Source organism: Deferribacter thermophilus (assembly GCF_049472675.1).
Lineage (GTDB): Bacteria > Chrysiogenota > Deferribacteres > Deferribacterales > Deferribacteraceae > Deferribacter > Deferribacter thermophilus.
In genome coordinates this window covers 101,986-116,234 of record NZ_JAPNXM010000004.1, presented here as the reverse complement: position 1 = coordinate 116,234, position 14,249 = coordinate 101,986, and the positions used below count along the sequence as shown (strand labels likewise).

Annotated in this window: 12 protein-coding genes; 5 read left to right on the top strand and 7 right to left on the bottom strand. The window is 30.5% G+C overall.

Translation table 11 applies throughout. The features are described from left to right. From OWM07_RS05140 to OWM07_RS05130, 3 genes are read right to left on the bottom strand one after another with little or no spacing between them, the layout of a single operon-like run. Positions 1-1,425, bottom strand: a complete 1,425-nt coding sequence (locus OWM07_RS05140) for an HD domain-containing phosphohydrolase (RefSeq protein WP_423302602.1) — start codon at positions 1,423-1,425, stop codon at positions 1-3. Further along, positions 1,404-2,447 carry a hypothetical protein gene (locus tag OWM07_RS05135; protein WP_423302601.1) on the bottom strand — a complete coding sequence of 348 codons (1,044 nt, stop codon included), beginning with the start codon at positions 2,445-2,447 and terminating at the stop codon, positions 1,404-1,406. Before OWM07_RS05135 ends, OWM07_RS05140 begins: the two co-directional genes overlap by 22 nt. Positions 2,448-2,450: 3 nt before the next feature. Further along, positions 2,451-2,861 (bottom strand): Fur family transcriptional regulator, encoded by a 411-nt coding sequence (locus tag OWM07_RS05130; RefSeq protein ID WP_423302600.1) that lies wholly within the window; start codon positions 2,859-2,861, stop codon positions 2,451-2,453. Positions 2,862-3,032: 171 nt separating this feature from the next. On the opposite strand from OWM07_RS05130, the gene rbr reads away from it, so the two are divergent. The 4 genes from rbr (at position 3,033) to OWM07_RS05110 (ending at position 8,811) form a co-directional block, all read left to right on the top strand. Further along, positions 3,033-3,632, top strand: a complete 600-nt coding sequence (gene rbr, locus OWM07_RS05125; RefSeq protein ID WP_423302599.1) for a rubrerythrin — start codon at positions 3,033-3,035, stop codon at positions 3,630-3,632. Positions 3,633-3,735: 103 nt separating this feature from the next. Then, the gene (locus OWM07_RS05120) at positions 3,736-4,905 is read left to right on the top strand and encodes a class I SAM-dependent rRNA methyltransferase (RefSeq protein ID WP_423302598.1); all 1,170 of its coding nucleotides are present in this window, start codon (positions 3,736-3,738) and stop codon (positions 4,903-4,905) included. Beyond that, positions 4,902-7,703, top strand: a complete 2,802-nt coding sequence (locus tag OWM07_RS05115; protein WP_423302597.1) for a DEAD/DEAH box helicase — start codon at positions 4,902-4,904, stop codon at positions 7,701-7,703. Before OWM07_RS05120 ends, OWM07_RS05115 begins: the two co-directional genes overlap by 4 nt. After that, on the top strand, positions 7,687-8,811 hold the full coding sequence (locus tag OWM07_RS05110) for an aminopeptidase (protein ID WP_423302596.1): 1,125 nt from the start codon (positions 7,687-7,689) through the stop codon (positions 8,809-8,811). The genes OWM07_RS05115 and OWM07_RS05110 overlap by 17 nt, the downstream gene beginning before the upstream one ends. A 1-nt stretch (position 8,812) precedes the next feature. On the opposite strand, the gene OWM07_RS05105 is transcribed toward OWM07_RS05110, so the two are convergent. The 4 genes from OWM07_RS05105 to OWM07_RS05090 form a co-directional block, all read right to left on the bottom strand. After that, positions 8,813-10,735: a putative nucleotidyltransferase substrate binding domain-containing protein gene (locus OWM07_RS05105; RefSeq protein ID WP_423302595.1), complete on the bottom strand. Its 1,923-nt coding sequence runs from the start codon at positions 10,733-10,735 to the stop codon at positions 8,813-8,815. A 15-nt stretch (positions 10,736-10,750) separates the two neighbouring features. Next, a complete protein-coding gene (locus tag OWM07_RS05100) occupies positions 10,751-11,116 on the bottom strand; it encodes a hypothetical protein (RefSeq protein WP_423302594.1) in 366 nt (121 codons plus the stop codon). A gap of 106 nt (positions 11,117-11,222) precedes the next feature. Further along, positions 11,223-13,019, bottom strand: a complete 1,797-nt coding sequence (locus OWM07_RS05095; protein WP_423302593.1) for a sodium:solute symporter family protein — start codon at positions 13,017-13,019, stop codon at positions 11,223-11,225. Positions 13,020-13,030: 11 nt separating this feature from the next. Next, a complete protein-coding gene (locus OWM07_RS05090) occupies positions 13,031-13,291 on the bottom strand; it encodes a DUF4212 domain-containing protein (RefSeq protein WP_423302592.1) in 261 nt (86 codons plus the stop codon). A gap of 493 nt (positions 13,292-13,784) precedes the next feature. Between OWM07_RS05090 and OWM07_RS05085 the strand changes: the two genes are divergently transcribed. Next, the gene (locus OWM07_RS05085; RefSeq protein WP_423302591.1) at positions 13,785-14,249 is read left to right on the top strand and encodes an Hsp20/alpha crystallin family protein; all 465 of its coding nucleotides are present in this window, start codon (positions 13,785-13,787) and stop codon (positions 14,247-14,249) included.

Below are 14,249 nucleotides of genomic sequence, written 5' to 3'. Positions count from 1 at the left end.
TTATACCATATTGTATATCTTTTTTGTTATAAAAAATTCTACTATCTTTTTATCAAGCTTTTCTTTGTCAGCTTCTTCTTTAATTATTTTTAATGCAATGTCAATAGGGACAGCTCTTTTATAAGGTCTATCCTTAGCTGTTAATGCATCAAAAATATCTGCTACAGCCATCACTTTACCAAAAATATGAATTTCTTCAGATTTTAGTCCAAAAGGGTAACCAGAGCCATCTAACTTTTCATGATGAAGGCAAGCAATCTTAGGAACCTCTTTTAGCTCTTTTGTCCAAGGGATTTTATTTAGATATTCGTAGGTATGCAAAACATGAGATTCTATCTCTTTTCTTTCTTCATTAGTCAAAGTCCCCTTTTTAACAGATAGCTGTTTATATTCATTATCATCTAAAAGCTCTAATTCTTCCCCATAACAATCCTTAAATTTCACTTTATAATATTTATCAATTTTCTCAGAAAGCTCACTTTCTAAAAGAGAAGGTTCATTTGCTCTAATCAAATCGTTTAATAAGTCTTGATACTCTTCTTTAGTCAAATTATTGACACATGCGTATAACCTTGCTTTCATTTTCAATTTTTCAAACTGATCATCATAAAGTTTTTTTGGTTTCATCAAAACAGCTTCTCTAACACCTATTTTACCAAAATCGTGCAACAATGTAGCATATTTTAAGATTTTCCAATCGATATCCCTCATCTTAAAGTCAGGAAAAAATTCCTCATCTTTATCCATCTCTTCAATGATTTTATGGGTTATTCTATAAACTCTTTCTGTATGACCTTTTGTGATGGGATCTCTTGATTCAACCGCCTGAACACTAGCCTTTATAAAACCTTCAAACATATTTTCAATATTTTCATATAAGATACTATTTTCCAAAGAAACACCTATAATACCACTTAAGGACTTTACAAGCTCCAAATCTTCACTACTAAAAGAGATAACCTCATTTTCAAAATCCCTAACTTTTTCACCAAAGCTCACAACCTTTTTATTAATTAATTGTAAAACTGAGATTAAATTATTTTTTGCATCAAAAATAGGGATTAAAAGCATACTTTTTGTTCTGTATCCTGATAAGACATCAAAATCATTATTAAATTTAAATGGGTAATTATCTGGAATTTTATAAACATCATCAATTGTAAATGCCTCTTTATTTAAAGCACAATAACCAGCTATACTGTTTTCATCTACAGGGATTGTAAACTCATTAAAAGAAATATCTAAAGAATCATTTTGAGTGTATTTAAAAGTTAACTCATCTTTTTCATCATCATACAGATAAATACTTCCTGCATCTGCATTAACCAATTCTCTTATCGAAAAAAGGATTTCATTAATGAGATCATTTAAATTTTTTTTACTTATTAATAAAGAAGCAATTTCTAAGACCTTTTTAGCATCCAAGGGATAACACCTCTAAACTGATATAACATATAAATTATACCAGATATTATAAAAAATATAAATGAAAAATATAAAAATAATCTATTATTTAATGTAAAATATACAGAAATAAACAATAGTGAAATCATCAGTAATAAAATAGTGTAAAATCTAAGCTTTTTATTTTTAATAAAAAGTAAGAATAAACCGTATGTAGCCCAAGCATAATGAGCAAAATGTGCATGCAAAAGTAGAATTACTCTATCCCCACCCATCTTAAAAACAGTTAATAAATACCATAATCCAAAAATACCAGTTAAAAGAAGCCCCATGAAATTGAAAAACAGATACTTCTCTTTTATATAACCAGATTTAATAAAATAATAAACAATCAATCCTAATAAAATAATAGCACTTAAAATCTCTACAATCTTCATTTGGAGCAACATTCCAAAAAATAGAATTAAAACACCCCCTACCAAAAAAAATACTGATAAAACCACTTCCCCTCTTTTTAATTTTAAAAATTTTACAAATTCAGAAAAAAGGATAAGTGATAGAGGGAAAGAAAATGACAAATAATTATAAGAAAGTTTTGTCTTCATCATAAAAAAGTGATCAAAGTTTAGCGAGTAAACAAAATACAGCCAATCCAATATCAAAATAATAAACGAACTTTTTATAAAAAACTTTTCCAAACCAATGAAAGGAGGATTAAACCTAAGTAACAATGGTATAGAGAAAAACATAAAAATTACAGATATTATACTTATAAGGACAGTATTTTTAATAAAAACTGCTAAAGTTAATAAGATTGATAAATAAAAATAAATTTTATCCAACTCTTTATAAATACTTGGGAAATTTCTTTTATTAATAACTACTGTAAAATACCCTGTAAGAGCAAAACCTAATATCCCAATAAGACCATGGATATAAACTCCATCTGTTACTCTAAAATAATCATTGTAAAATAAGGCTGTTAATGCTGTTAAAAAGAAATAAAATAAAAACAGTTTCCTAAGCATAACACTATCTTCCATAAATTATTCAAATTCACTACATTTTGGACAAACATAATAAAGATTTATCTCCATATCGCACGCATTAACGCCAACATCTTTTTCAATCAAGCCCAAAACAGCTTTTTTATCTATAAATTCATCTTTTATACTGTTACACTTTTTGCAGACAAGATGTATATGATCATTTAAATTACATTCATACAAAACTTTATTATTTGATAATTTTACAGACTTAACGATACCTGCCTTAATCATAGCATTCAGATTACTATAAACGGTGGCCAATGAAAGTGTTGGTAAATAAGTTTTTATCTTCTCATACAAATCATCAATAGTAACATGTCCAGAAGAAAATAAAATCTCCAAAATCTTAATCCTTTGAGGTGTTGCTTTTAGTTTATTTTTCTTTAATAGCTCAAGAAGGTTTTGCATAGATATATTTTATCTAATTAAGCTATAATTTCAACAACTTATTTCAATCAATAAATTTTATTATTTACTATTATTAATTAATAAATAAATTATATTGACAAGTGAAAAAATTTAATATATTTCCTATAAATAATCTGCTATAATTTATGAAATAACTAAAAGGGGGAAAATATGAGCAAAAAAAGTTTAGAAGGAACCAAGACACTTGAAAATTTAATGAAATCTTTTGCAGGTGAATCACAAGCTAGGAATAGATACACATTTTATGCTGCAATAGCTAGAAAAGAAGGGTATCGTCAAATTGAAGCCCTTTTTATTGAAACAGCTGACAATGAGAGAGAACATGGTAAAAGATTTTACAAACATGTAGTTGAAAATCTAAATTTAAGCGAACCACTTATGGTGGATATTAAAGCTTCATATCCTGCTCAACTTGGAAATACCTATCAAAATCTACTTGCAGCTGCCGCAGGAGAACATGAAGAATTTGTAGTTCTATACCCAGAATTTGCTGAAATTGCAGAAGAGGAAGGTTTTCCTGAAATAGCTCAACAATTTAGAATGATAGCAGAAGTGGAAAAATGGCACGAAAAAAGGTTTTTGAAACTTGCTGATAATATAGAAAAAAATAAAGTTTTCAAAAGAGATACCAAAGTTTATTGGAAATGTAGAAACTGCGGATACATTTTTGAAGGGTTTGAAGCACCTGCTACATGCCCTGCATGTGCTCATCCAAGGGAGCATTTTGAGCTTTTTGTAGAAAATTACTGATTTTTATAATGGAGGGCTACCCCTCCTTTCTTCTTAAATTATATATTTATTTTCGAAACAAAATAAATTGACAAGAAAGTTATTTTACTGTTTAAATATCTCTATGAAAAATCTTTATTTAAAAAAATCTTGTGAAAAAAGGGCTCAAAACGGTTATCTATGGATTTTTTCCAATGAAATCGAAAATATATCTAATTTTGCACCAGGTGAAATTGTAAAAATATATACTTCAAATAAGGAGTTTATAGGTATAGGGTATATCAACCCACACTCTCTAATTGCTGTTAGAATTCTAAGCAGAAAAGAAATAAATATTGATGAAAGTTTTATAGCAAATAGAATAAATAATGCATTAGAGTTAAGAACAAAACTATATCAAAACCCTTTTTATAGACTACTGTTTAGTGAAGGTGATTTTTTACCAGGAATTATTATTGATAGATATGATAAAGTATTCTCAGTCCAGCTTAACACATTTTGGGCTGATAAAAGTAAGCAGTTAATTGTAAATGCTCTCCAAAACATTTTCGGAGAAGATATAAGTATAGTATTAAAAAATGATAATAAAATGAGATTATTAGAAACTTTACCCCTAAAGGTAGAATCATTAAATAAAGAATTCAATGGGGATATAATCTTAGAAGAAAATGATGTAAAAATGCATGTTAATATCCTCAAAGGGCAAAAAACGGGGTACTTTTTTGACCAAAGAGAAAACAAAAAGAAAATTAAAGAGGTATCAAAAGATAGTTATGTAATTGATGCTTTTTCATACATTGGTGGTTGGGGCTTAAATGCACTAAAAGGTGGAGCAAAAAGAGTAACTTTTGTTGACAGTTCACAATATGCATTAGAATGTGCTCAATATAATGTAACCTTAAATAAATTTAAAGCTTCCACTGATTTTATCAAAATGGATGTTGTAGATTTTCTCAAAAATCTATCCCAAGAACAAGAGAAACCTGATATTTTAGTTATTGACCCACCTGCTTATGTTAAATCGAAAAAAAATATTAACGAAGCTATTAAGGGGTATATAAATCTAAATAAATGGGCTTTTAGAAGTGTAAAAAAAGGTGGATTTATATTTACTTGTAGCTGCTCACAGCATATAGATTTTGAAAAATTTTGCTGGATTATTAATGTTTCTTCGCAGTCAGCTGGCAGAAAATACAGAATTTTATCACCTTTAAATCAAGGATTTGATCACCCAATAAACCCTAAAATGCCAGAGACAAATTATCTGAAGGGGCTTTTTATACAGGTTTTATGATAGACTATCTTATTTCATATTTAAAAAAAGGGAAAGTTTCACAATACATATCTTTTGAAAAAATTATAGACGAAAAAGATGGTCATTTTGTTGATATAGATATTATTAAAAACGATAATATAAAAAATGCTTTAATTGAAAATGGTATTGAAAAACTTTATTCACATCAAGCTTTATCATATCAAAAAATTAAAGATGACAATAATATTTTACTAACTACACCAACAGCATCTGGCAAAACTCTATGTTATAATCTTCCAATATTAGAAGATATTTATGAAAATAAAGCTAAAGCTTTATACCTTTTTCCTATGAAAGCGTTAGGCTATGATCAAAAAGAAAAAATAATGGAACTCTCATCAAAAATAAAAGACTTTAAAATAAATGTTCATGTTTTAGATGGTGATACTAATAAAATAAAAAGGCGTAAAATTCTTGCTTCAAATCCTGATATCATAATAACAAATATAGATATAATTCATTATTACTTATTAACAAAAATAGATGAGTGGTCAGAATTTATAAGCTCATTAAAATATTTAGTTGTTGATGAATTACATGTATATAGAGGGGTCTTTGGAGCCCACTTCAGAGAAATTGTAAGTAGATTGAAAAGATTTATACCTAAAATTCAGATAATTGCTTCGTCAGCTACTGTGGGCAATCCACTTCAGTTTGCCAAAAGCTTATTTGAAGAAGATTTTTATCATATTAAAGATAGTGGGTCTCCATCAGCAAAAAAATATTTTTTACTAATAAACCCAGAAGATATCCCTCCAGCAAACATTGCCACTTTTCTTATTAAACTGTTTTTAGAGTCAGGGGTAAAAACTCTTTGTTTCACAAAATCGAGAATGCAAACAGAAACTATATACAGAAATCTAATTACAAATAAAAACATCAGTAAAAATAGTGTTTCATCATATAGAGCAGGTTTTTTACCAGAAGAACGAAGAGAAATTGAAAGAAAATTTCGAAATGGTGATTTAAAAGCTGTAATATCCACAAGCGCCTTTGAACTTGGAATAGATATAGGTGGAATTGACGCAACTATTTTAGTTGGTTATCCTGGTTCTCTCATGAGCTTATGGCAAAGAGCAGGCAGAAGTGGCAGACATGGAAATGAAAGTCTTATCGTATTCATCCCTACAAATGATGCATTAGACCAGTTTTTTGCTCAAAATCCTGAAAAACTTTTTAGCTCTAATTTTGAAGAAGCAATTATTGATAAAAAAAATGATTTAATAATAGCTCAACATATACAGTGTGCCGCTTTTGAAAAACCAATCGATAAAAACGAGTATTACTTTCATCTAAAACACAGATACATATCAAATATGATCGAAAAAAATGAGCTTTTTGCTACTGAAGATAGGTCTAAAATCATAACTCTGAAAAAGTATCCTCATAAAGAGGTTGACCTTAGAAATTCTGGAAACAGCTACACAATAACTTTTAATAACAATATCATAGGCACAAATTCAGCCAAAAAAGCTTATACAGAAAATTATAAAGGCGCAGTTTATCTTCATAGAGGTGAAACTTTTATTGTAGAAGATATTGACCATACAAAAAGAGACATTATCGTAAAACCAGCAAATCCAAACTATTACACAAGAGCCTTATTAGAAAAAGAAACAACAATTTTAGAAGTTTATTCAGAAAAGTCCTTTAAAAATTATACATGTAAATTTGTAAAACTTTTGGTTAAAGAGCATTTAAAAGGTTATGAAAAGATAGAGGAAAACACAGGTGTTAAACTTGGTAAGGTAGAACTAACTGAAGAACCAATATTTTTTGAAACAAAAGGTTTTGTTATTGAAATAGAAAAATTTCAATCCCAAAATATAATGGGAACAATTCATGCCACCGAACACGGTTTGATAGCTATGATTCCACTATTAATACTCTGCGATAGAAACGATATAGGTGGAATATCGTACCTAGAACATCCTCAGACTAACAAAACTTCTATTTTTATTTATGACGGATATCCAGGAGGGATTGGTATTGCAAATAGAGTTTATGAAAAAATAGAAAATCTACTTAGTTTAACCTTTGAAAACATAAAAAACTGCAAATGTGAAAATGGTTGTCCAGCATGTATATTCTCTCCAAAATGTGGATCAGGCAACTACCCTCTAAACAAAGAAGGTTCAATAGAACTTCTTGATTTTTTAGTTAATAAGAAACTACCCGCCAAAATTCAAAATGAAGAAAAGTTTGCTAAAAAGGATGATATTATTGTTTTTGATATAGAAACAAAATATTCTGCTGATGAAGTGGGTGGGTGGAAAAATGCTCACAAAATGGGTGTTGCTGTTTTAATAGCATACTCTTACAATTTTGATAAATACTTTGTTTATACAGAAAAAGATGTTGATGAATTTCAAAAATTAATTAATTCGGCTAAAATTATAATCGGCTTTAATATCATAAACTTTGATTTTAAAGTCTTAAGTAAATACTTCACAGTTGAGTTTGAAAATATTTATGTCCTTGATATCTTAAATGAGGTAAAACAAATCACTGGTAGAAGATTTTCATTAAACAATATAGCCAATGCAACTTTAAATACGAAAAAATCTGCAGATGGTCTTGAGTCTATCAAATGGTTTAAAGAAGGGAAAATTGACAAAATAATTGATTATTGTAAAAAAGATGTAGAAATTACTAAAGATATATTTGAATTTGGTTTAAAAAATAACAAGATATACTGTACATTAAAAGAATTAAAAATCGAAATTCCAGTAAACTGGAAAAGCATAATAGAGGTGAACGATGCAAAAACATGCTGAAAATATAGTAAATAAAATTTTTGAATTAAAAGAATATGAAAACTTTTTAATCCTTTCTGAGCTATACTCTGACAAAATAAATATAAGTGAAAAAGATAAAATAAAATGGCAAAAATTAAATGAGTTTACTAAATCCTTATATACAGAAATAAAAAAAATACATAAAAACACAGAACTCATAGAATATGAATCCACATTAGGTCATGGGAAAGAGCCAAATCTGACAGTCTGGAATCAAGTCTTTGGTAATAAAACCTTTGATTTTATAGAAAAAAATTCTTTAGCTGACAAATTGTTAAATAAAACTTTAAATGATAATGACAAAGATTTACTAATAAACTTTGTTAGAAATAACCCACCAAAATATCACTGCATAATGGCACTTACCCATTTTTCTACAAGTCATACATTTTTTAGAAAACTTTTCACCCAAGCTGGTAATGGCCGTTATGCTAGCATGCCACTATTTGAGCCAGAAATGTTTAATTCTTCAATGCAAGCAGATATTGACGAATTAGCAGCTTTCACAGAAAAATTAGCAAATTATCTAAATAATTTTGAACAATTTCATATCACAAGCGCAAATGGAACTGACATAATCATTGTAAAAGAAGATAGAAAAGTTATCCCAGATACTGGTAAGCTAAACAAACCCAAATCTTTTGGAAACCTTCCTGCAGGTGAAGCTTTTTTGGCACCAGTAGAGGGTAAAAGTCATGGTATTTTAGTACTTGAATATGCTCCAACCAGAAAACTTAACTCACCAATCAGACTTACCGTTGAAAATGGTGCTATTGTAAAAATTGAAGGGGGTGAGCCTTATTTCAATGAACTAACTCAAAAAATAAATGCCCATCCAAACAACAAATTTGTAGCAGAGCTCGGTATAGGCACTAACAAACATGCAAAAATGCTTGATAACATATTGGAATCAGAAAAAATTTTTGGAACTGTCCATATAGCTTTTGGGGATAATCATGCTTTTGGTGGATGTAATCAAGCCCCTTTTCACGAGGATTACTTAGTCTTAAATCCAACTGTTTATGGAATAGATAAAAATGGTAACAAAAAAGTTATTTTAAAAGATAAAAGCTTTTTCTTAGAATAAGTTATAGACCAACTATTCTCGCAAAATGTCTTTTAGCAGTATCTTGTAATTTGTCAGCCACCTTAAAAGCTTCTTTTAATGCTTCCTGTTCATCTTTGCTTAAAGAGTAAGGATCTAAATAATGGCTTGGTTTCTTACCCTTTTCAATGAGTTCAATTTCATTTTTCAATCTAAGATATGTAAAAAATTCCAGAGCAGCTCTAAGGTTTTCTACAGTAACATCATTAAACACTTTTTTCTCAAGTAACTTTTCCATCCTCTCCACAGTGTTTGTATTGTGAATACTATGTTCTAATGCATACATCCTGATACAATCCACTATGAATATGCTTCCATTCTCTTTAACAGATAACTTCCCTTTTTTATCAGGTTCATTCGAAGTAATAAATCTACCCAAAACCCCTATTGGTACCTTATGTTTGTAATCCAGCTCCATAAGTTGATAAAGAAAAATCATATTCTCTTTTATCTTTTTGAAAATAAAATCCCTCAATTTATTACACAGTTCACCATCACCTAACAGAGGAACAAAATCGAAAAATATAGTTGAATACCTAACCCACTGAGGTTCTGGTACTTCTATCCATTTACTAACCCTTTTTTCCCACTCCTTATAACGCCCAGTCCATAAAGGGTTTGTAACCATGACATTACCATGGCACTTTGGATAACCTACAAATTCCAAGGCATTTACAAGTCTCTCAGAAAAGATTGAAAAATAAGCTTTAATCTCCTCTTCCATCTCATCAGGATAATCTTCAAATATGAAGCCATTGTCCTGATCTGGTCCAAGTAACATTTCTTTTCTACCACCACTACCCATTATCAGAAAAGCAAACCTAATATCAGGAAATTTATAGCCTTTTTCAGTCATTTCATCTTTTACAATTTCAAAAGTTCGCTGAATTATCACATGATGAATATAAGAAAGTATCTCCATCGTCTCAAGTTGAGACCTATTTTCCATTAAAAGCACCTTTGCTACAAAAACTAATTCATTTTTAATTTGCTTTAATTCTTCAAGTGCTTTAGCCTCTTTTGCTCTTCCTACAAGCAAAACAGTTTTCTGACTACGAAATCTCAAAAGATCCCTAACAGTAACTATACCAAGTAATTTCCCATTTTCAACAACGGGTAAATGTCTTATTCCGTGCGAAATCATAAATGCTGCAGCTTCATACATATATGATTCAGGTGACATTACATAAGGGTTTGGGGTCATTATTTCACAAGCTTTTGTATCTCTTAAACAAACCCCTACTTCTCTAGCCAATACTTTAGTTACCAAATCCCTCTCTGTAATGATACCCAACAGATTATCCTCATCATCACAAACCAAAACTGAGCCTATCCCTTTTAAAGTCATTATCCTAGCTATTTCAGATACGGTAGTATCAGGCTTACATCTTTCAACAGGATAAGACATTATCTCTTTTAATTTTTTCTGAAAAGGGTAAGCTTCAACTTGAGCGATAGGATCTACTACATGGGTTTTAACAACCTCATTATACAGTTTCTTAATTCTTGAAAAAACACTTTTACTAAAATATCTTGCTACCTCAGGAAATTTACCCGAAATCTTTAAAATAACATCTTTAGGTATCAGGAGTGCTTCTACTTCAGTAGCAGTCCTTGCTCCAGCAGTATATCCACTATCACTAAAAATAGGGGTCCATCCGAAGAAATCCCCTTCACCTCTTTTATCAACTGTAATCTCCACCCCTTCATCAGTCTCTGTAATAATCTCAACCTCACCTTTTGCAATAAAGTATAAATATCCTGTAGGTTCATCATATTGAGAAAAAACTATAGTTCCAGGGGAGAAAATTTTAACCTTTGAACGCTCTTTAATTAATTTAAACGCTTCTTCTGGTAAGTTATCAAAAGGCTTTACTTTTTTAAGCTTCTCTAAAGCATTTGCCATATATAATTAGTCTAATCAAACAGCTCTCTTTTTTTTAGGAGCTATAGGATGAGCTTGAGATTTGATTATAAAATCCCCAATAAGCTTAAACCATATTGTTAATCCAGCTATTTCAGTCCATAACTCATAAGGATATGCAAAAAATATCACACCAATAATAGTCCATGTTGCAGCAAACCCAGCAACAAGATTTAATAGACCCACAAAAGGCGCCCATTTCTCAGGATTTTTTGGTGGTTCCCCTCTTTTTAATGCAACATCAGAATAATCTTTTTTTATAAAGATTCTGTATGCTCTTCTTAACCAAAAATAAGCCATTGGGTATAGCCCCAAAAATAAAATCCATGTCATAACGGTAAAAACATCTATTTGCAGCTCCATTAAACACTCCTTTTGAATATTATAACATATTTTTTGTATTTGTTAAGAAAATAATTTTCTTAATAAAGAAAAGCCCCCTCTTGGAGAGGGAGCTTATCAAATATTATCAATGTCCAGCAGCTGCTTCTCCAGCACCTTTTGGATAACGAACACTTTCAACCATCTCTGCTATATCTTCAGGAACAGGTGTAGTCATATTCTTAACGATGAATGCAACTATAAAGTTAAGTAATGCACCAACTGCACCGATAGCGTTAGGCTCAATACCTAAGAACCAGTAACCATTAGCTGCAGAGAAATATTCTGTGCCTTTAATAAAGAATATGCCTTTATATCCAAAAACATAAAACATTGTAAAAGCTATACCTGCAATCATCCCAGCTATAGCACCCTGTCTGTTCATAGTCTTGCTGAAAATACCCATCATAATAGCAGGGAATAACGAACTTGCAGCAAGACCGAATGCTATAGCAACTGTACCAGCAGCAAAGTCAGGCGGGTTCATACCAAGATATCCAGCTACAACAATTGAACAAGCCATAGCTATCCTACCAGCCATCAATTCACCCTTTTCACTCAAATCAGGCATAAGGAAATTTTTCAACAAGTCGTGAGAAATCGCTGATGAAATTGCAAGCAATAAACCAGCAGCTGTTGATAATGCAGCTGCAAGACCACCCGCAGCAACCAAACCAATAACCCAGTTAGGAAGCTTTGCGATTTCTGGGTTAGCAAGAACCATAATATCTCGGTTAACTACTAATTCATTACCTTTCCAACCAGCTGCTTCAGCTTTTGCCTGGAATGCTTTATTTTTATCATTATAGTACTGAATGCGCCCATCACCATTTTTATCTGTAAATTTAAGAAGCCCAGTTACTTCCCAACGCTTAAACCAGTCTGGTCTATCTTCATATCTAAGATTATTCTCAGGAGCAAAAACATCTCCACCAGTTAAAACAGCTTTATTAATTGTAGCATGAAGATTGAGCCTTGCCATAGCACCAACAGCAGGAGCTGTTGTATAAAGGATAGCGATGAAAAGAAGAGCCCAACCAGCAGATGAACGAGCATCTCTAACCTTTGGAACAGTAAAGAAACGAATAATAACATGAGGTAATCCAGCAGTACCAATCATAAGTGATAATGTATAAACAAACATATTAAGCTTACTAATCCTTACACTTGTAGAATATTTTGTAAAACCAAGCTCTGTAACAACCTGATCTAATTTATCCAATAAGTACATATCAGTGCCAGCAAACTTCGAACCCAAACCAAGCTGTGGTAATGGATTACCTGTTAAATGCATTGATATGAAAATAGCTGGAATAACATAAGCTATAATTAAAACTATGTACTGAGCAACCTGAGTATAAGTAATCCCTTTCATACCACCAAAAACTGCATAGGTAAACACCACTGCCATACCGATAATAACACCAGTGTTTTTATCAACCTGTAAAAATCTTGAAAACGCAACACCGACCCCTGTCATCTGACCAATTATATATGTAATAGAAGCAATTAAAAGACATATAACAGCAACTATTACTGCACCATTTGAATAATAACGAGTTTTAAAAAAGTCAGGCACTGTATACTTTCCAAACTTTCTCAAATATGGTGCAAGCAATGTAGCAAGTAAAACATAACCACCAGTCCAACCCATAAGGAAGAGTGAACCACCATAACCCATAAATGCAATAAGACCAGCCATAGATATGAAAGATGCTGCAGACATCCAGTCAGCTGCAGTAGCCATACCATTTAATACAGGATGTACACCACCACCAGCAACATAAAACTCTTTAGTACTACCAGCTCTTGACCAAATTGCTATACCTATATAAAGTGCAAAAGTAAGACCAACAATTATATAAATAGTAGTTTGTAAACCCATAACCATCCTCCCTAATCTTCATGCACGTCGAATTCACGATCGACTTTATTCATTATGCTGGTATAAACAAAAATGAGAATCACAAATATAATTTCAGCACCCTGATTAGCAAACCAGAAACCGAGACCATAACCACCAATTCTAATTGAATTTAAAGCATCATAGAAAATAATACCAAAAAGATAAGACACAACAAACCAAATTATTAAAATGTTCCTAATAATAGATAAGTTTTTCTTCCAATAGGCTTCCAACCTTTCCTTATCAACCATAAAAACACCTCTCTAAAAGATTTTTAAAAAGACAAAAATTGAAAAATAGAAACAAACACTTACTACCTACTTTACCCTTTTTACCACCTCCTTTCGATAAAGTTATAAATATATTCATAAACTCACCCCACGGTTGTAATATTAATACAATGTTTTATCCTTGTCAATACTTAAAAACTGATTATCATACCGCCATCTCGTAAAATCGCATACTGTATATTGCATACAGTATACAATACTTTTTAACTTATTATAAATAATAGAATTTATTTTTTGTCCTTTTATTACATTGTTATATTTTATTAACATTACAATAATTATTTTTAAAACTTTTTTTGTTTTTGAAATTATAATGATTACATATTCATTTCAAAAGAGCTTTAAACTCAAGTAAAAACCAAGTTGAGTTTACTCAACAAAAAAATACTTGACATGACTTAACTCATATTTATTTTAATAAGTAGAAAAATAAAAAAACAAAAGGAGGTGGGTCATGTTGGAAAGATTTAGAGGCAACAAACCCGCTGTAGCAAATCCATTTAGAGAATTATTAAACTTTCAAGAAGAGATTAACAAACTTTTTGATGACTTCTTTAGAGCACCTAAAGCTTTTGATGAGGATGTGGTATTTGCACCAGATATTGATATAGCTGAAACAAAAGAATCATTCATCATTAAAGCAGATTTACCAGGTATGACAGAAAAAGATATAGAAGTAACTTTGACAAACAATGTATTAACCATTAAAGGTGAAAGAAAAGAAGAAAAAGAAGAAAAGGAGAAAAACTATTACAGAAAAGAAAGGATATTCGGTACATTTGTAAGAGAAATTCAAATTCCTAAAAAAATATTACAAGATAAAGTAAAAGCAAAATTTAAAAATGGTGTTTTAGAAATTGAATTACCAAAAGCTGAAGAAGAAAAAGAAAAATCAGTTAAAATTGAAGTAGAAAAATAA